Below are 17,792 nucleotides of genomic sequence, written 5' to 3'. Positions count from 1 at the left end.
CCTGCATCACTGGTTTGACAGATTTTTTCTCTGACAAGGCGCAGGGCGCATGTAAATCTGGTTGATTTTCAAAGCCCTGTAACGCTGTCAGTGGGAAAATCCGTCAAATCCAAGGGACGCTGATTTGCCTTCATCTCAGCGTCTCGGCGCGCTTGCAAATGGGGCCACCATGGGCGGCGCGCGCCAAACCGCTGATATTTCGGCAAGTAAGGAGGATAAGAAATTGATCCGGGGGATCAATTTCCCGACGAACGCGCCAGTGATGCAGGGTTAATGGGTCCTGACCCTAGAGCGCGACGCGCCATAGGTGCCACCCCAACGTCACGGCGTGACAGCGGACCGCCCCGACCGCACAGGTTGAAAGCGCGCAGGGCGCGCGGGGGGGGCAGTTGCGCCCGGCCCCCCCGCGCGATTTTTCTACAACCCCTTGGCGCGATAGCTGGACGCCACCCGCCCGATCGCCACCATGAAGGCCGCGGTGCGCAGATCGGTCACGTCGTTGCGCGAATGCCAGACCTCGGCCATGGATTGATAGGCCGTGCGCATCGTGTCATCGAGGCCCGAGCGCACCAGTTCAAGCTCATCGGCCCCGCGCAGGTATTTCTCCTTGAAATCGGGGGTCATCGACCAGGCCCCGCCCAGTTGCGTATCCAGCCGCTCCAGCTCATCGACAATCAGCTGGTGGCGGGCTTCTTCCTGTCGGCGCTGCATCCGGCCGAACCGGATATGGCTGAGATTCTTGACCCATTCGAAATAGGACACCGTCACACCGCCGGCATTGGCATAGAGATCGGGGATGATGACGGTGCCCCGGTGGCGCAGGATCTCGTCGGCGCCGGCCGTGACCGGGCCATTGGCGGCCTCGATGATCAGCGGGGCCTTGATGGCATTGGCGTTGTGCATGTTGATCACGCCCTCGATCGCGGCCGGAATCAGAATGTCGCATTCCGCCTCCAGCATGCGCAGCCCATCGGCGTGAAAGCTGCCCTCGGGGCAGCCCTTGACGCCACCATGTTCGGCAATCCAGTCGCGCACCGCGTTGACATTCATGCCGCTCGGGTTTTCCAGCCCGCCATCGCGTTCGATGATATGGGTGATGATCGAGCCATCCTCGGTCGAGAGGAAATGTGCCGCATGATATCCGACATTGCCAAGCCCCTGCACGATGATGCGTTTGCCATCGAGCTTGCCCGACAACCCCGCCGCCGCCACATCCTTGGGGTGGCGGAAAAATTCGCGCAGGCCATATTGCACGCCGCGCCCGGTGGCTTCGACCCGGCCCTGGATGCCGCCCGCATGCGGCGGTTTGCCGGTGACGCAGGCCTTGGCGTTGATATCGGTCGTGTTCATGCGGGCGAACTGATCGGCGATGATGGCCATCTCGCGTTCGCCGGTGCCCATGTCGGGGGCGGGCACGTTCTGGCTTGGGTTGATCATGTCCCGCTTGATCAGCTCATAGGCAAAGCGGCGCGTGATCTGTTCCAGTTCGAATTCATCATAGTCGCGCGGGTCGATGCACAGCCCGCCCTTGGAGCCGCCAAACGGGGCCTCTACCAGGGCGCATTTATAGGTCATCAGGGCGGCCAGCGCCTCGACCTCGTCCTGATGCACATTGGGCGCATAGCGGATACCGCCCTTGGCCGGCTCGAAATGTTCCGAATGCACCGACCGGTAGCCGGTAAAGGTGCGGATCTCACCGCGCAAGCGCACACCGAAGCGCACCGTATAGGTGGCATTGCAGACCCGGATCTTTTCCTCCAGCCCCGGTGGCAGGTCCATCAGCGACGCGGCGCGGTTGAACATCAGATCGACGGATTGACGGAAACTCGGCTCTCCCGTGGCGGACATCGCAATTCCTCCCTGTAATTGTGCTCCGATGGGCGATGCCTTGCATTGCGCCCGATTTTTGAGCGGAACACAGCTTGCCCATCTGTTCAAGCAAACCCTTCAATTCGGTAAAAGAAATCGCCCATGGCCCGCGAAAAATACCGATCGGAATTGGTTCGTTTCAAAAACACCGCGTTTCCTGCCCGATTTCGCCCCATTTCTGCCGTGGTTCTGAACCATCCATGAGGCCGGTCGAATTCCGTCATTTGGTCCGGTCCCTTTTTCACTGCGTGAGGCGCTGAGCATGTTGCATAGACCCGAACCTTTCCCGGCCAGGGGCACCGCCCGGCGCAGGATGACCCGGTTTGCGCGCGATGAAACTGGCACAATCACCATTTTCGCGCTGATGATGTTCGTGCTGATGCTGGCCGTTGGCGGCATCGCCGTTGACGTGATGCGCTATGAAACGCAGCGCTCGCAGCTGCAATACACGCTTGATCGCGCGGTTCTTGCGGCTGCGGCTCTCAGTCAGCTGGAAGATCCCGAAACGGTCGTGCTGGATTATTTCGCCACCTCGGGGCTGGAAAACTACCGCCTGGATGTGAATGTCGAATCCGGGCTGAATTTTCGCCGCGTCGAGGCCACGGTCGAGATGGATATCCAGACCTATTTCATGAACATGTTCGGCGTGCGCGCCCTGACATCGCCTGCGCGCGGTGCCGCCGAAGAACGCATCATGGATATCGAGATCTCCATGGTTCTGGATATTTCCGGTTCGATGGGCTGGAACAGAAAGATCGTCAACATGCGCAACGCGGCAAATGAATTTGTCGACACGATGCTGCTGCTCAATAGCGAGGAGGAGCAACAGGTCACCATCTCGGTTGTTCCCTATAACGGGCGCGTCAACGCCGGCTCTGTCATTGAAAGCGTCTTCACGCTGTCTGACGAGCAGACCGAAAGCAGCTGCACCCGGTTTGCGCCAAACGACTATAATTCAACCGCGATTGACCCCACCGTGGCCATCGAACGGCTGGCCCATTTCGATCGCCGGAATTACAACCGCAACCGCAATTTCCGCACCCCGCATTGCCAGACCGACGATTATGGCGCGATCCTGCCCTGGTCCAACAATGCCGCCGATCTGCATGGCCGCATCAACAGCCTGCGCGCCAATGGCTGGACCGCGATTGATCTGGGCATGCGGTGGGCCGTCGGCCTGCTGGACCCGGCCGCGCAGCCCGCCCTGTCGGATCTGATCGCCGCCGGCGAGGTGGACGCGGATTTCGAGGGCCGCCCATATGCCTATGATGAGCCCGAGGTGCTCAAGGTGATCATCTTGATGACGGATGGCGAAAACACCAACCAGTATGACATCATCCAGTCGCGCAAGCGCGGGCCCTCCGAGGTGTATCGCGACCCCAATACCGGGCGCATATCGACCTGGGTCGAGCGCTATGGCCAGTATTACTGGCAAAGCGATCGCCGCCGCCATCCTGGCCCCGATGGCGGCGATGATGCCGTGCCGATCATGTGGCCCGAATTATGGGCCGATTTCACCGCGCGCCGGATTGCCGACCGCTATTACAATCGCATTGGCGATAACTGGTTGCGCAACAACGTCCGCTATAGGTCGATCGAGCGCTATGCCGGGTCTTACCAGGCCGATCGCAACCTGCGCGCCATATGCGACGCCGCCAATGATGCCGGGATCATCATCTTCACAATCGCATTCGAAGCGCCGCAACGCGGACGCGATGTGATGCAATATTGCGCCACGACGCCGGCGCATTACTACGACGCGGCGGGGATCGAGATCTCCGAGGCCTTCGCCTCCATCGCACAATCAATCAACCTGCTTCGGCTGGTTCAGTAGGGAAATGATGATGCGGGGCTTTTCATTCATATCCAGGTTCTGGAAGCGCGAAGACGCCAGTGCGACGGTTGAGTTCGTCATCGTGTTTCCGATAATCCTGCTGGTGTTCATCGCGGCGTTCGAGACGGCCATGCTGCTGACGCGCCAGGTGATGCTGGAAAAAGCGCTGGACGGGGCCGTGCGCTATCTGCGCCTGACCTCGGGTGTCAGCGTCACCTATGACGCGATCCGCACCAATATCTGCGACAACACGCCGGTGTTGCCGGATTGTGAAAATTCGCTGCTGCTGGATGTTCGCGTGATCGACCAGGTCACCTATGCCCTGCCGGATTACCAACTGCTTTGCGTCGATCGCAGCGGCACGGTGACTCCGGCCAATGAATTCAACCCTGGTGCCGATAATCAGCTGATGCTGGTGCGCGCCTGTGCGGCTGTTGACCGTATCCTGCCGATTTCAGGCCTGGGGCTGGAGCTGACCCGCGACGATACCGGTGCCATCCACCTGCTGGCTGCCAGCATCTTCGTCAATGAACCCGATTGAGAGCCAGCATGAAACGCTTGATCAAGAATTTCTGGCGCCGCGATGAGGCCAGCGTTGCCCTGGAGGCGGTGATCGTGATGCCGATCCTGGCTTGGGTCTTCATTGCCAGCTTTGTGTTTTTCGATGCGTTCCGTGTCTATAACACCTCGATCAAGGCGACCTATTCGGTGGCCGACGTGCTGTCGCGGCGAACAGCCAGCATCGCGGCCAGTGATATCGAAGGTCTGGCCGATGTGTTTCAGTTTCTGACCCGCAATACATCGGGATCGGCGCTGCGGGTCACACAGATTACCCGCCAGGCGGCTGGCTATCGCATCGACTGGTCGCATGGCACCGATGGGATGACCTATCTGCGGGCCTCTGATTTCCCCGGGATCATTGACAGAATTCCGATCATGGCCTTTGGCGACCGGATGTTGCTGGTCGAATCCTTCCTGCCGCATCGGCCGGCCTTCAATGCCGGTCTGTCGGATCAGGAGTTTGTGAATTTCACCGTGACCCGCCCCCGCTTTGCCGGGCAGGTGCCCTTTGTGGACGATATGGGAAATTCCTATGTCTATGTTAATGACGGATCGCCCCAGGGCGAAGACGGCTTTTATTATATTGATGATGACGAACCTGATACCGACCCCGACTGGTCTGATCCCTAGGCCGATGTCCGGCGGTCGAGAACCGACCGGCTTGTGTCGCCATCCGGCATTCACCTGAGACCCGCCTTGTGGTTTAACCTGATCGCGATGGGGGGCGCGCGCGTCCCGGCAAAGGGGGCAGGCGATGCGCTATTCCGGTTGGCAGGTGCTGAAACAGGGGCTGACGGGCAACAAGGGTTGGGCACCCGCCTGGCGGGATCCGGCGCCGAAATCCGAATATGACGTTGTTATCATCGGCGGTGGCGGGCATGGGTTGGCGACGGCGTTCTATCTGGCCAAGAATCACGGGCTGACCAATATCGCGGTTCTGGAACGCGGCTATCTGGGCGGCGGCAATGTCGGGCGCAACACCACCATCGTGCGCGCCAATTACGGCCTTCCCGGCAATTCCGAATTCTATTCGATGTCCCTGAAACTGTGGGAAGGCATGGAGCAGGAGCTGAATTTCAACGTGATGCACAGCCAGCGCGGCATCATCAACCTGTTCCATTCCGACGGCCAGCGCGATGCTTACGCCCGGCGCGGCAATACCATGATCAACCAGGGCGATGACGCCATCTTGCTGGATACTGCCGGCTGTCGGCGGCTGTTGCCCTATCTCGATTATGACCAGACCCGGTTTCCGATCTATGGCGGTCTGTATCAGAAACGCGGCGGCACGGCGCGCCATGATGCGGTGGCCTGGGGCTATGCCCGCGGCGCGGATCAGCGCGGTGTCGATCTTATTCAACAATGTGAGGTCACCGGCATCGACATCGAAAATGGCCGGGTGACCGGCGTGCAGACCAGCCGCGGCGTGATCAAGACAAGGAAAGTGGCGATGGCGGCGGCGGGGCGGTCGGGCCAGGTGGCGGCGATGGCCGGGCTGCGCCTGCCGATTGAAAGCCACATCCTGCAGGCCTTTGTGACCGAGGGGCTGAAACCCTGCATCGACCATGTCGTGACCTATGGCATGGGCCATTTCTATATCAGCCAGTCCGACAAGGGCGGGCTGGTCTTTGGCGGCGATCTGGATCTCTATGCCTCCTATGCCGCGCGCGGCAACCTGCCGACGGCCGAACATGTGATCGAGGCCGGCATGACCCTGATGCCGATGATCGGCAAGGCGCGGATGCTGCGATCCTGGGGCGGGATCATGGACATGTCTTCGGACGGCTCACCGATCATCGACAAGGCCCCGGTTGAGGGTCTCTATATCAATGCGGGCTGGTGCTATGGCGGCTTCAAGGCGGTGCCGGCTTCGGGCACCAGCTATGCCCATCTGATCGCCACCGACACCCATCACGCGCCTGCGGCGCGGTTCCGGCTGGACCGGTTCAACAAGGGTCTGGTGATGGATGAAGAGGCCAGGGGCAGCCAGCACAATCTGCATTAGGGGAGACAGGACAATGCGTATCAAATGCCCCCTTTGCGGGGATCGCGACCTCAGGGAATTTACCTATATGGGCCATGAAACCTATCTTGAGCGGCCAGGCGATGAAGACTGGAGCCCGGCCTGGGACAGCTACCTGCATCTGCGCGACAACCCGGCCGGTGTGACGCGCGACCTCTGGTATCACGGCTCCGGCTGCGCCGCCTGGCTGCGGGTCGAACGCGACACGGTCAGCCATGACATTCTGCGCGTCGAGCTTGCCCGCGACGCCAAACCGGGGCGCGGCTGATGCGGATCGAGGGAAAAGGCCGGATCGACCCGGGCCAGCCGCTGAACTTCACCTTTGACGGGCGCAGCTTTGGCGGCTTTCGGGGCGATACGCTGGCCTCGGCGCTGCTGGCAAATGGCGTGCGTCTGATGGGGCGGTCTTTCAAATATCACCGCCCGCGCGGGGTGCTGACGGCGGGGTCAGAAGAACCCAATGCGCTGATGGAGATCGGTCAGGGCGCGCATCTGACGCCCAATGTGCGCGCCACCATGCAGGAAGTGTTCGAAGGCTTGCAGGCGCGCAGCCAGAACCATTTGGGCCCCCTGCAATATGATCTTCTGTCACTCAATGATCTGCTGCCAGGCTTCCTGAGCGCCGGATTTTACTACAAGACCTTCATGTGGCCGCGCACCTTCTGGGAAAAGCTTTATGAGCCGGTGATCCGCCGCGCGGCCGGGCTTGGCTCGCTGTCGGGCAAGCCCGATCCGGACCGCTATGAGACCGCCTTTGCGCATTGCGATATTCTGGTCGTGGGTTCTGGCCCGACCGGTCTGATGGCGGCGCTGACGGCGGCGCGCGGCGGGGCGGATGTGATCCTGGCCGAGGAAAGCGCCGAATTTGGCGGGCGGCTCTTGTCGGAGACCGATCTGATCGACGGCCAGCCGGGTGCGGTCTGGGTGGGTGAGATGCTGGCGGAACTGAAGGATACCGGGCGGGTGCGGCTGATGTCGCGCATAACGGTGACCGGGGCCTATGATCAGGGCACCTATGGCGCGCTGGAACGTGTCGGGTGCCATCTGCCCCCTGCCGCCGATCTGCCGCAGGAATGTTTCTGGCGTATCAATGCCCGCCAGACGGTGTTGGCGGCAGGCGCGTTGGAACGCCCGATTGCGTTCCCGATGAATGATCGCCCCGGCATCATGATGGCCAGCGCCATCCGGTCCTATCTCAACCGCTATGGCGTGGCGGCGGGGCGGAAGGTGACGCTTTTTGCCAGCAATGATGACGCCCATCGCACGGCGCTGGACCTGATCGCCAGCGGGGTCGAGATTGCCGGTGTGATCGATCCGCGCGAGGATGCGGTTGCACAGGGAGATTACCCCTTATTTGCAGGGGCCGAGGTGATTTCGACCCGGGGCCGACAGGGCTTGCGCGAGATCACCATCCGCCATCGCGGGGCCGAGCAGAAGATCGAAACCGATTGTCTGGGCCTGTCCGGCGGCTGGAACACGACGCTGCATCTGACCTGTCACATGAATGGCCGCCCGGTCTGGAACGAGGCCATTGCGGGTTTTGTTCCCGCCGCCGATGCCGTGCCCGGACTGACGCCTGCAGGGGCCTGCAATGGCGATTTTTCCACCGCCGCCTGCCTGTCGGCGGGGGTTGATGCGGCCCGCGTTGCACTGACCGCCATGGGGGCCACCGCCCCTGATATGGAGATCCCCGAGGCCAGCGACAGGCCCGGATCTGGCCGCGCCTTGTGGCTGGTCGAGGGCAAGGGCCGGGCCTGGATCGATTTTGCCAATGACGTGACAGCGAAGGATATCAAACAGGCGGCGCAGGAAAACTATGCCTCGGTCGAGCATATGAAGCGCTACACCACGCAAGGCATGGCCCCCGATCAGGGCAAGAGCTCCAATATCGCGGCGCTGGCGGTGCTGGCCGATGCCACCGGGCGCGCGATACCTGCGACCGGAACCACCACCTACAGGCCGCCATTCGTGCCGGTGACATTGGCCGCGATCGGTGCCGGCGGGCGCGGAAAATCCTTTGCACCACAACGCTTTACCACATCGCACCCGGCAGCGGTCGAACGTGGCGCGCCGATGATCGAGGCGGGGTTGTGGTATCGCCCCTCCTATTTCCCGCGCCCCGGTGAAACGACATGGCGGCAGGCCTGCGACCGCGAGGTCACGATGGTGCGTGAGGCGGTGGGCATCTGCGATGTCTCTACCTTGGGCAAGATCGACATTCAGGGGCCGGATGCGGCCGAATTTCTTGATCTGGTCTATAGCAACATGTTTTCCACGCTGAAGCTGGGCCGGGTGCGCTATGGTCTGATGCTGCGCGAGGATGGCCATGTCATGGATGATGGCACCACGGCGCGGCTTGGTGATACGCATTACGTGATGACCACGACCACGGCAGCCGCGGGCGAGGTGATGAAACACCTTGATTTCGTTCAACAATGCCTGCGCCCCGATCTGAATGTCCGGATCATTTCCGTGACCGAACAATGGGCCCAGTTCAGCATTGCCGGGCCGCAGTCGCGGGTGCTTTTGAACAGCCTGCTCGATGACCCGATCGACAATGACAGCTTTGCCTATATGGGCTGCGGGACGGTATCGGTTGCGGGGGTTTCGGCGCGGCTGTTCCGGATCTCGTTTTCCGGCGAACATGGCTATGAGCTGGCGGTGCCGGCGCGCTATGGCGAGGCGCTGTTCCGGCAATTGCTGGCGCTGGCCGAAACCCTTGGCGGCGGGGCTTACGGGATGGAGGCGCTGAATGTCCTGCGGATCGAAAAGGGCTTTGTCACCCATGCCGAGATTGACGGCAGGGTGGGGGCGTTCGATATCGGGATGGAGCGGATGATTTCGGCCAGGAAGATGTGTATCGGCAAGCCTGCGGCGCTGCGTGAGGTGATGAAAGACAAGCAAAGACAACAGCTTGTCGGGTTGAAGCCGGTGGGCGCGGTAAAACAGTTGACCGCCGGGGCGCATCTGTTTGACCCCGGCGCTGAGGCGATTTTTGCCAATGATCAGGGCTATGTCACCTCGGTCGGGTTCTCGCCCGGCTTGGGCCATTTCATCGGGCTTGGCTTTCTCAAAGACGGCCCGTCGCGGATGGGCGAGGTGGTGAATATGGTCGATCATCTGCGCGGCATCGAGGCGCGGGTGGAGATCTGTTCGCCGGTCTTCATTGATCCGGAAGGGGAGAAGCTGCGTGGGTGATCTGATTGCGAAAACGCCCCTCGCGGGGCTGGTGCCGCAGGCCATTGGCGGCGTGACACTGACCGAGATTTCGCCCGGCCCGATCACTTCGATCATGCCCTATGACGGCCAGCAAAGGGCGGCGTCGGAGATGTTGAAATCCTTGTGTGGCATGGGGTTACCCAAAGTTGGGCGCAGTGCGGGCCGCGACGGCGCGCGGGCGATCTGGACCGGGGCCGGGCAGGCCATGGTGCTGGGGGTGGCGGTCGATGTCGGGCTGGCGCGCCATGCCGCGTTGAGCGACCAAAGCGATGCCTGGGGCGTGTTGCGGCTGGAGGGGGCGGCGGCGGCGGATGTGCTGGCGCGGCTGACCCCGCTGGACCTGAACCCCGGGATCTTCAAGCGCGGCCATGTGGCGCGCAGCCTGCTTGGCCATATGAGCGCGGTGATCACCCGGGTGGGCGCGGAGGCGTTTGATATCATGGTGTTTCGCTCGATGGCGAAAACGGCGGTTGATGAGTTGGAAGAGGCGATGAAAAGCGTCGCTGCGCGGGCCGCATTGGACGGGTAGGGCGAAAAAAGTGACGCATATGTCACTTGTTTTTGACGCATATGTCACTTTTTCGGGGTCGGGGCGGCGGTTAGCGCGGTTTTACTTGAACAGCCTGTCGCCCATCTGGTCGATCAATTGCTTTGCCTTGGCAATGGCGGCCGTGGCGGCCTGATCGGGATCGGGGAAGGTATCGGCGCGGATCATGTGATGGGTTTTCACCTCGCCGTTGATGTCTTTCTCGATCCGGGCTGCCAGGCGGTATTGGCCGCCTTCGCGGGCCGGTTCGGGGGTGATCCGGAATCCGTCATGGGTTTCGGGCTGCATTTCTTTTGCGGTGCCGGAAGTTCCGAACAGTTTCGAGAGAAGGGACATGGTTTGGCAGGCTCCTTGTGGCTTGTCCGAATGGTGGCACAAACCGGGGCGGGATGCACGGCAGGATGGGTGAGTTCACCTGGAGACCCGGTTTTGATGGCGTGCCAAGCACGGGAATAGCGGCGCGCCAGCGCCCCCGTGCCAGCGACGGCCCGTTCCGGCGGGCTGTCGCTTTGGTGAGGTGGGCGCGCCAGTTTGGGGTTGGAGGGACCTGGCGGGATAAAATGCGGGACACTGGCGTTGCGGCGACATCCCACGGGCCGTCGCTGGCACGCAATTGGCTGCGACGTCTCACTGATCCAGGAACGACCTCAGCTTCCGCGACCGGCTGGGATGTTTCAGCTTGCGCAATGCCTTGGCCTCGATCTGGCGGATCCGTTCGCGGGTGACGGAGAACTGCTGGCCGACTTCTTCCAGCGTGTGGTCGGTGTTCATGCCGATGCCGAAGCGCATCCGCAGCACGCGTTCTTCGCGCGGGGTGAGCGAGGCCAGCACGCGGGTCGTGGTTTCCTTCAGGTTTTCCTGAATGGCCGATTCCAGCGGCAGCACGGCGTTCTTGTCCTCGATGAAATCGCCAAGCTGGCTGTCTTCCTCATCGCCAATGGGCGTTTCCAGCGAAATCGGTTCCTTGGCGATCTTCATCACCTTGCGGACCTTTTCCAGCGGCATCTGCAGCTTTTCGGCCAGTTCCTCGGGTGTCGGTTCGCGCCCGATTTCATGCAGCATCTGGCGCCCGGTGCGGACCAGTTTGTTGATGGTCTCGATCATGTGGACCGGGATGCGGATGGTGCGGGCCTGATCGGCGATGGAGCGCGTGATCGCCTGCCGGATCCACCAGGTGGCGTAGGTGGAGAATTTATAGCCGCGGCGGTATTCGAATTTATCGACCGCCTTCATCAGCCCGATATTGCCTTCCTGGATGAGATCGAGGAATTGCAACCCGCGATTGGTGTATTTCTTGGCAATCGAGATCACCAGGCGCAGATTGGCCTCGACCATTTCCTTCTTGGCCTGGCGGGCTTCCTTTTCGCCTTTTTGCACCTGTTGCACGATGCGGCGAAACTCGGAGATATCGAGACCGACATATTGGCCGACCTGGGCCATGTCGCCGCGCAGGGCCTCGACCTTGTCCAGTGAGCGGTCCATCAGCGCGGTCCAGGCGCGGCCCGGTTTTTCGCGCATCTGGTCGATCCAGGTCGGGTCCAGTTCGTGGCCGCGATAGGCCTCGATGAATTCGCGCCGGTTGATGCGGGCCTGATCGGCCAGTTTCACCATGCCGCTGTCGATCGACATGACGCGGCGGTTGATGCCGTAAAGCTGGTCGATCAGCGCCTCGATCCGGTTATTGTGCAGGTGCAGTTCGTTGACCAGTTCGACGATTTCGGTGCGCAGTTTCTGGTAGGATTTTTCCTCGCCCTTGGAGAAGCTGGAATCCTCGTTCAGGGTGGCCGAGATCCTGAGATCCTGCATTTCGCTGAGTTTGGCGTAATCGCTGGCAATCAGGTCGAGCGTTTCCAGAACCCGCGGTTTCAGCGCCGCCTCCATCGCGGCCAGGCTCATATTGGCCTGTTCATCTTCATCGTCATCATCATCGACGGCAATCGGATTGCCGTCAGCGTCCAGTTCCTGGGGCTTTTCGGCTGCCGGGGCTGCGGGGGCGCCGGGCACCACGGGGGCACCGGGAACAACCGGGACCACGGGGGTGGCGACGACGCCGTCTTCCTCCATCGTGCTGCCGAAAGTGGCATCGAGGTCGATCACGTCGCGCAACAAGATGTCTTCGCTCAGCAATTCGTCGCGCCAGATGGTGATGGCCTGAAATGTCAGCGGGCTTTCGCACAGGCCCGCGATCATCGTGTTGCGACCGGCCTCGATGCGTTTGGCGATGGCGATCTCGCCCTCGCGGCTGAGCAGTTCGACGCTGCCCATTTCGCGCAGATACATCCGGACCGGATCATCGGTGCGGTCAAGTTTTTCGGTTTCGCTGGCGGAGACGGCCACTTCGCGCGAGCCTGAGGCATTGACCAGATCGGTGCCGCTCTTTTCGGCGTCATCCTCGGCTTCTTCGTCTTCGATGATGTTGATGCCCATCTCGGACAGCATCGACATCACATCCTCGATCTGTTCCGAGCTGACCTGTTCGGGCGGCAGGACGGTGTTGAGCTGATCATAGGTGATGTAGCCTTTGACCCGGGCCTCGGCGATCATCTTTTTGACGGCGGTCTGGCTCATGTCGAGGCCGGTATCGGCCTCATCGCCGTCGGGTTTGCGATCGTCAGTGTCTTTGGCCATTCGGTATCCCCTTCGCGGCGAGGTGATTCGGTCCCCGCGTTAAACACATGTCTTAGCGCGAATCAGTGATTCGCACACCCGGGTCAGCGGGTCTTCTTCACCCATGCCTGGCCATCAATCAAGTCACGAAGATGCCGTGACAGGGCGCTTTCATCCTCGCTGCCGATGGATCCGTCGCCGGTTTTTGGCGCATCGGCCTGTTGGCGGGCGTGCAGCGCGTGGTTCAGGCGCCAGTTCAGGCGGGCTTCATCGGTGTGGTCGAGATCTTCCAGTGCCTCGGACATTTCGTTCTGAATGCCGCGCCGGGCGGTCAGCTTGGCAAATTCCTCGGCCAGGCATTGCGTTGCCTTGTCAATATCACCGGGCGTGCGGATGCAGGGTGCGATCCGGACATGGCCAAGCTTGAGCAGGGTTTCAAGGGTTTGGGACAAATTTGATCGGGTGAGCGCGTCCCGCAGGCTGTCAGGGTCACGTTCGGTCGTGGCCATCAGGAACCGCGCCAGCCTGGCGTGATCGGGGTTTTCGATGGCCAAATGATCAAGCTGCGCCTCGAAGCGGTCAATCAGCGCCGGCGTCAGGCAAAGCGTGGCCAGGATCAGCGCGTGGCGCATATCGGTATCTGACATTGCGCCGGCCGCCATTGCCGAGGCGCGGGTTTCGGCCATCGGCGTGGCGGGGGCATCGCGGCCCCCCCGGCGCGCCGTCCAGCCGCGCCCGCCACCTGATGCGCGCGGGGACCGAAACAGTTGAAACCGCAGATCTTTCAGCGCCTGGCCGTAATGATGCTTCAGCGACGGGTCCTTGATCTGACTGACGGCATTGCGCAGCACCTTGTCCAGCGACGCGCGGCGTTCGGGGCTGTCGAACACGCGGCCTTCGGTTTCGCGCCGCCACAGCAGGTTGACCATCGGTTCGGCCCGGTCCAGCAGATCCTGCATCGCCTGGGCCCCGCGCGCCCGGATCAGATCATCGGGATCCTGGCCCTGGGGCATCAGGCAAAAGCGCAGCGATTTGCCCGCCTCAAGCAGCGGCAAGGCCAGATCGATCAGCCGCATCGCCGCCTGCAGCCCGGCCTTGTCGCCATCCAGCGCCAGCACCGGTTCATCCGAGATCCGCCAGAGCAATTGCAACTGGGTCTCGGTGATGGCGGTGCCAAGCGGGGCCACCGCGCCGTCGAACCCGGCCTGAGTGAGCGCGATCACATCCATGTAGCCTTCGGCCACGATCAAGGTGCTGCCGCGGCCGACCGCTGCGCGCGCGGGGCCGTGATTGTAAAGCGCGCGGCCCTTGTCGAACAGCGCCGTTTCGCGGGAATTGAGGTATTTCGCGCGCGCGTTCGGGTCCATGGCGCGGCCGCCAAATCCGATGCAGCGCCCGCGCGCGTCGCGGATCGGGAACATGATCCGGTCGCGGAAGGCATCATAGGGCGCGCCGCCATCATCGGGCTGGCTGGCGATGCCGGCGGCAATCACCAGATCGGGGGCAAAGCCCTTGGCCGTCAGGGCCTGAAACGCGCCTTGCCTTGCATTGGGGGCAAAACCGATATCGAACCGGTCCTGCGCGCCCTGATCGAGCCGCCGCCGATCCAGATAATCGCGCGCCGCCGCCCCCGCCGCGGACCTGAGCTGCAGGCGATACCAGGCCAATGCGGCCTCGGTCACTTCGGCGATCTGGGCCCGCCGGTCGGATTTTTGCTGTGCCTGGGGATCGCGGGCGGGCATGGTCATGCCGGCTTCGCGGGCCAGGATCTCGATCGCTTCCATGAAGCCGACATTTTCGGTGGCCTGCACAAAGCTGATCGCGTCGCCTTTTTCATGGCAGCCGAAGCAATAGTAGAATCCCTTGCGGTCATCGACATGGAACGAGGGCGATTTTTCCTGGTGAAACGGGCAGGGGGCCCACATGTCGCCCTTGGCCTGATTGGATTTTCGGCTGTCCCAGATGAGTTTGCGGCCCACCACCTGCGCCAGCGAGGTGCGGGAGCGAAGCTCATCGAGAAAACCGGGGGACAGATTCATGGCGGCAGTATCCGGCGCGCGCGGGGCGAAGTCCAGTGGCGGGATCTGGCGGCGGGAACGGGCGGCGGGATCTGGCGGTTGTGCAGGCAGCAGAAGATTTGCCCAGATATCGCCTCAAATTGGTCGGTAATTGGCCGGACCCTGCTGTCACTTTGTGACGTCAAGACCAAGTGAATTTTGCAATGAATACCTGGGATAGATGTAATGTTGAAACGCTTTTTTGGAAATGACGACGGTGCCGTCACCGTCGATTGGGTCGTGCTGACCGCCTTTTTATGTGGCCTGGCGATTGCCGTGGTCTCGATCATCAGCACTGGCGCGCGGGAACCGACCAATTCCCTGAACTCGATGCTGGCATCGGATATCGTTGACGATAACGACAGTTTCGATTGACGGTTTCAACTGGCGGGCTGCTGCCGCCGGATCACCCCGCGATGACTTGGCCGACCATTTCCCGTGACGGCCCCGATGACATGTCCCCCGACCAGGGCGGCGCTTTTTATCTGGCGCTTGTCGGTGCCCGTATCGGCGCATCAGGGTTGCTGATATTTCAGCCGGGATGACGCCACTGGCAATTGCAGTTCCAGCCGGGGCCGGATAGGGATAGGAGCCAAGGTCGAGGGACGAAACATGATCAAGGCAAACAAGGTCCGAAACGCATTTCGCAAAATGCGCTATGGCGTCCTGAGTTCCATTTTTGGCAAGGAGTCCGAAAGGGCACAGCCCTCGAAGGAATCCATTCAGGATTATTGGCGCAGCCCGCCAAGCAAGAACAACCAACCCGACGCCTATGTGGATTACGCATCTGAGAGTGCCTCGGTCTACCAGCTGGTGCAGGATCTTGGCGTTGCCACCGGCCCGGTATTGGAGATCGGGCCCAATGTCGGACGGTCGTTGCAGACCTTTTTTGAGAGAGGCTGGACCGATCTTTCCGGGATCGAGATCAATCCCGAGGCGGTGGCAAAGATGGGCGTGCTGTTTCCCGAGATGGCGGCGCGGGCGACTATCCTCAACATGCCGGTTGAAGAGGGCATCGTGACCCTGCCGGAGCACCATTTCGAGCTGGTATTTTCCAAGGCCGTGCTGCTGCATATCCACCCCGACAGCGATTGGGTGTTCGAGCGGATGGCCCGCGTGACCAAGGGCACCCTGATCGTGATCGAGAATGAGGATCAGAAAAGCTATAAGCTTTTCCCGCGTCAGTATCGTCCGATCTTCGAGAGCCATGGCATGGTTCAGATCGACGAGCGCCGCCTGCCCGATATTCCCGCCAGCTATATCGCCCGCAGTTTCCGCCACGCGCCGCCGGATTGATGGGCATATGCCCCCCGCATATAGCGGTTGAAATTGCCCACTACCCAATCCCTCGCGGCTGACCTATAGTGCCTGTGGATAACCGGGGCGACAGACCCCAGAGGCGGAGCAGTTGAGACGAGGGGGGAACGGCCCATGCGGTGCCCGTTTTGCGGAAATGTAGATACCCAGGTGAAAGACAGCCGCCCGGCGGAAGATCACGTTGCCATTCGCAGGCGACGGTTCTGCCCGGCCTGCGGCGGTCGCTTTACCACCTACGAGCGCGTGCAATTGCGCGATCTTGTCGTCATCAAGACCAATGGCAAGCGCGAGGAGTTCGACCGCGACAAGCTGGAGCGTTCGATCCGCATCTCGATGCAGAAACGCCCGATCGAGCCGGAACGTATCGACCAGATGATTTCCGGCATCGTGCGACGGCTGGAAAGCATGGGCGAAACCGATATCCCATCAGCCACGATCGGCGAGATTGTCATGGAATCGCTGGCCCGGATCGATACGGTGGCCTATGTCCGTTTTGCCTCTGTCTACAAAAATTTCCAGGCCGCCGATGATTTCGAGGATTTCGTGTCCGAACTGCGCCCGCCCGGCACGCCCGGAAGCTGACCCATGAGCGGCGATGATGCCCGCTGGATGCGGCTGGCGCTGAGCCTGGGGGCGCGCGGTCCGGGTCAGGTTTGGCCCAACCCGGCCGTGGGCTGTGTGATCGTCAAGGGATCCCGGGTTCTGGGCCGCGGCTGGACCGCGCCGGGCGGGCGTCCGCATGCCGAGACCCAGGCGCTGGCGCAGGCCGGTGATGGCGCGCGCGGGGCCACCGTCTATGTCACGCTGGAGCCTTGCGCCCATTTCGGCCGGACCCCGCCCTGTGTCGAGGCGCTGATCCGGGCCTCGGTGGCGCGCGTGGTGGTGGCCATGCGCGACCCCGATCCGCGCACCGATGGCGGCGGAATCAAACGGCTGCGCGATGCTGGTATTTCGGTAAACCTGGGTGTTGAAGAAGGTGCCGCGCGCCGCGCCCATGCCGGGTTTATCAGTCGTATCACCAAGGGCCGCCCGGCGCTGACCCTGAAACTGGCCGCCTCGTTTGACGGGCGCATTGCGACGGCCACCGGTGAAAGCCAGTGGATTACCGGGGCGCAGGCGCGCCGGGCGGTGCATGGGCTGCGCGCGCGCCATGACGCGGTGATGATTGGTGCCGGCACCGCGCGCGCCGATGATCCGTCGCTGACGGTCAGGGGGCTCGGCAGGGTGGCTCAGCCGCTGCGCATTGTGATCTCGCGCAATCTGGATCTGCCGCTGGAGGGGCAATTGGCCCGAACCGCGCGCGATATGCCGGTCTGGCTGCTTTGCGCGCCGGATGCGCCCGCCGATCGGCAAGAGGCGTGGCAGGCCAGGGGGGCAAAGCTGCTGACGGTTGCGATCGGCGCGGATGGCAGGGTCGAGATTGACGCGGCGCTTCAGGCGCTGGGGGGCCAAGGCCTGACGCGGGTCTTCTGCGAAGGCGGCGGCGCGCTGGCGGCGTCGCTCTTGGCGGGTGATCTGGTCGATGATCTGGTGGGCTTTACCGCCGGGCTTGCGATTGGCGCGGAAGGCCTGCCCGCCATCGGGGCCCTGGGGCTGGCGCATCTGTCCGCGGCCCCGCGCTTCACCTTGCGCGCGACACGGGCCATGGGGCCGGACATCCTGCATGAATGGACCCGGACCGCCTGAAACCGGGCCGAACCCTTGCCGGCTTCTTTGCGCCTCAAATATCCAGATCCCGATCCGGCGGGCAGATCCCAC

Annotated in this window: 16 protein-coding genes; 12 read left to right on the top strand and 4 right to left on the bottom strand. The window is 62.1% G+C overall.

Going from position 1 to position 17,792, the window contains the following annotated elements; genetic code table 11:
* Positions 1-417: 417 nt before the first annotated feature.
* Positions 418-1,848, bottom strand: a complete 1,431-nt coding sequence (locus ACW8PS_RS11435) for a Glu/Leu/Phe/Val family dehydrogenase (RefSeq protein ID WP_491527542.1) — start codon at positions 1,846-1,848, stop codon at positions 418-420.
* 283 nt (positions 1,849-2,131) lie between these two features.
* Here ACW8PS_RS11435 and ACW8PS_RS11430 point away from each other — a divergent pair, with 283 nt between their 5' ends.
* The 7 genes from ACW8PS_RS11430 (at position 2,132) to ACW8PS_RS11400 (ending at position 10,035) form a co-directional block, all read left to right on the top strand.
* Positions 2,132-3,703: a pilus assembly protein TadG-related protein gene (locus tag ACW8PS_RS11430; RefSeq protein ID WP_491527541.1), complete on the top strand. Its 1,572-nt coding sequence runs from the start codon at positions 2,132-2,134 to the stop codon at positions 3,701-3,703.
* A 10-nt stretch (positions 3,704-3,713) separates the two neighbouring features.
* Positions 3,714-4,244: a TadE/TadG family type IV pilus assembly protein gene (locus ACW8PS_RS11425; protein WP_491527540.1), complete on the top strand. Its 531-nt coding sequence runs from the start codon at positions 3,714-3,716 to the stop codon at positions 4,242-4,244.
* Between the two features lie 8 nt (positions 4,245-4,252).
* Positions 4,253-4,894, top strand: coding sequence for a TadE/TadG family type IV pilus assembly protein (locus tag ACW8PS_RS11420; protein ID WP_491527539.1), 642 nt, complete (start codon positions 4,253-4,255; stop codon positions 4,892-4,894).
* Between the two features lie 124 nt (positions 4,895-5,018).
* A complete protein-coding gene (locus ACW8PS_RS11415; RefSeq protein WP_491527538.1) occupies positions 5,019-6,269 on the top strand; it encodes a sarcosine oxidase subunit beta family protein in 1,251 nt (416 codons plus the stop codon).
* Between the two features lie 13 nt (positions 6,270-6,282).
* Positions 6,283-6,555, top strand: a complete 273-nt coding sequence (locus tag ACW8PS_RS11410) for a sarcosine oxidase subunit delta (RefSeq protein ID WP_491527537.1) — start codon at positions 6,283-6,285, stop codon at positions 6,553-6,555.
* Positions 6,555-9,485 carry a sarcosine oxidase subunit alpha family protein gene (locus ACW8PS_RS11405; protein ID WP_491527536.1) on the top strand — a complete coding sequence of 977 codons (2,931 nt, stop codon included), beginning with the start codon at positions 6,555-6,557 and terminating at the stop codon, positions 9,483-9,485. The genes ACW8PS_RS11410 and ACW8PS_RS11405 overlap by 1 nt, the downstream gene beginning before the upstream one ends.
* Complete coding sequence (locus ACW8PS_RS11400) at positions 9,478-10,035, top strand: sarcosine oxidase subunit gamma (protein ID WP_491527535.1); 558 nt, start codon at positions 9,478-9,480, stop codon at positions 10,033-10,035. Before ACW8PS_RS11405 ends, ACW8PS_RS11400 begins: the two co-directional genes overlap by 8 nt.
* Positions 10,036-10,116: 81 nt before the next feature.
* Here ACW8PS_RS11400 and ACW8PS_RS11395 read toward each other — a convergent pair whose 3' ends face one another.
* From ACW8PS_RS11395 to dnaG, 3 genes are all read right to left on the bottom strand, one after another.
* A complete protein-coding gene (locus ACW8PS_RS11395; protein WP_491527534.1) occupies positions 10,117-10,389 on the bottom strand; it encodes an HlyU family transcriptional regulator in 273 nt (90 codons plus the stop codon).
* 291 nt (positions 10,390-10,680) lie between these two features.
* A complete protein-coding gene (gene rpoD, locus ACW8PS_RS11390; protein ID WP_491527533.1) occupies positions 10,681-12,681 on the bottom strand; it encodes an RNA polymerase sigma factor RpoD in 2,001 nt (666 codons plus the stop codon).
* 83 nt (positions 12,682-12,764) lie between these two features.
* Entirely contained in the window at positions 12,765-14,699 is a 1,935-nt protein-coding gene (dnaG, locus tag ACW8PS_RS11385) for a DNA primase (RefSeq protein ID WP_491527532.1), read from the bottom strand.
* A 204-nt stretch (positions 14,700-14,903) separates the two neighbouring features.
* On the opposite strand from dnaG, the gene ACW8PS_RS11380 reads away from it, so the two are divergent.
* The 5 genes from ACW8PS_RS11380 to ribD all read left to right on the top strand — a co-directional run bounded on the left by ACW8PS_RS11380 (position 14,904) and on the right by ribD (position 17,720).
* A complete protein-coding gene (locus ACW8PS_RS11380; protein ID WP_491527531.1) occupies positions 14,904-15,092 on the top strand; it encodes a hypothetical protein in 189 nt (62 codons plus the stop codon).
* 41 nt (positions 15,093-15,133) lie between these two features.
* Positions 15,134-15,262, top strand: a complete 129-nt coding sequence (locus ACW8PS_RS11375; RefSeq protein ID WP_491527530.1) for a hypothetical protein — start codon at positions 15,134-15,136, stop codon at positions 15,260-15,262.
* A gap of 67 nt (positions 15,263-15,329) precedes the next feature.
* On the top strand, positions 15,330-16,013 hold the full coding sequence (locus tag ACW8PS_RS11370; protein ID WP_491527529.1) for a class I SAM-dependent methyltransferase: 684 nt from the start codon (positions 15,330-15,332) through the stop codon (positions 16,011-16,013).
* A gap of 135 nt (positions 16,014-16,148) precedes the next feature.
* Positions 16,149-16,616, top strand: a complete 468-nt coding sequence (nrdR, locus tag ACW8PS_RS11365; protein WP_491527528.1) for a transcriptional regulator NrdR — start codon at positions 16,149-16,151, stop codon at positions 16,614-16,616.
* 3 nt (positions 16,617-16,619) lie between these two features.
* Complete coding sequence (ribD, locus tag ACW8PS_RS11360) at positions 16,620-17,720, top strand: bifunctional diaminohydroxyphosphoribosylaminopyrimidine deaminase/5-amino-6-(5-phosphoribosylamino)uracil reductase RibD (protein ID WP_491527527.1); 1,101 nt, start codon at positions 16,620-16,622, stop codon at positions 17,718-17,720.
* Positions 17,721-17,792 lie beyond the last annotated feature (72 nt).

It is taken from the genome of Alterinioella sp., assembly GCF_058343375.1.
Note: the sequence above shows the minus strand (reverse complement) of the source record. Positions and strands in the feature narration are given on the sequence as shown.

What these genes read in the sequence shown, in the direction of transcription:
- ACW8PS_RS11435 (WP_491527542.1), bottom strand. Translation starts at nt 1,848, where the DNA reads ATGTCCGCCACGGGAGAGCCGAGTTTCCGTCAATCCGTCGATCTGATG.
- ACW8PS_RS11430 (WP_491527541.1), top strand. Translation starts at nt 2,132, where the DNA reads ATGTTGCATAGACCCGAACCTTTCCCGGCCAGGGGCACCGCCCGGCGC.
- ACW8PS_RS11425 (WP_491527540.1), top strand. Translation starts at nt 3,714, where the DNA reads ATGCGGGGCTTTTCATTCATATCCAGGTTCTGGAAGCGCGAAGACGCC.
- ACW8PS_RS11420 (WP_491527539.1), top strand. Translation starts at nt 4,253, where the DNA reads ATGAAACGCTTGATCAAGAATTTCTGGCGCCGCGATGAGGCCAGCGTT.
- ACW8PS_RS11415 (WP_491527538.1), top strand. Translation starts at nt 5,019, where the DNA reads ATGCGCTATTCCGGTTGGCAGGTGCTGAAACAGGGGCTGACGGGCAAC.
- ACW8PS_RS11410 (WP_491527537.1), top strand. Translation starts at nt 6,283, where the DNA reads ATGCGTATCAAATGCCCCCTTTGCGGGGATCGCGACCTCAGGGAATTT.
- ACW8PS_RS11405 (WP_491527536.1), top strand. Translation starts at nt 6,555, where the DNA reads ATGCGGATCGAGGGAAAAGGCCGGATCGACCCGGGCCAGCCGCTGAAC.
- ACW8PS_RS11395 (WP_491527534.1), bottom strand. Translation starts at nt 10,389, where the DNA reads ATGTCCCTTCTCTCGAAACTGTTCGGAACTTCCGGCACCGCAAAAGAA.
- rpoD (WP_491527533.1), bottom strand. Translation starts at nt 12,681, where the DNA reads ATGGCCAAAGACACTGACGATCGCAAACCCGACGGCGATGAGGCCGAT.
- dnaG (WP_491527532.1), bottom strand. Translation starts at nt 14,699, where the DNA reads ATGAATCTGTCCCCCGGTTTTCTCGATGAGCTTCGCTCCCGCACCTCG.
- ACW8PS_RS11380 (WP_491527531.1), top strand. Translation starts at nt 14,904, where the DNA reads ATGTTGAAACGCTTTTTTGGAAATGACGACGGTGCCGTCACCGTCGAT.
- ACW8PS_RS11375 (WP_491527530.1), top strand. Translation starts at nt 15,134, where the DNA reads ATGACTTGGCCGACCATTTCCCGTGACGGCCCCGATGACATGTCCCCC.
- ACW8PS_RS11370 (WP_491527529.1), top strand. Translation starts at nt 15,330, where the DNA reads ATGATCAAGGCAAACAAGGTCCGAAACGCATTTCGCAAAATGCGCTAT.
- nrdR (WP_491527528.1), top strand. Translation starts at nt 16,149, where the DNA reads ATGCGGTGCCCGTTTTGCGGAAATGTAGATACCCAGGTGAAAGACAGC.
- ribD (WP_491527527.1), top strand. Translation starts at nt 16,620, where the DNA reads ATGAGCGGCGATGATGCCCGCTGGATGCGGCTGGCGCTGAGCCTGGGG.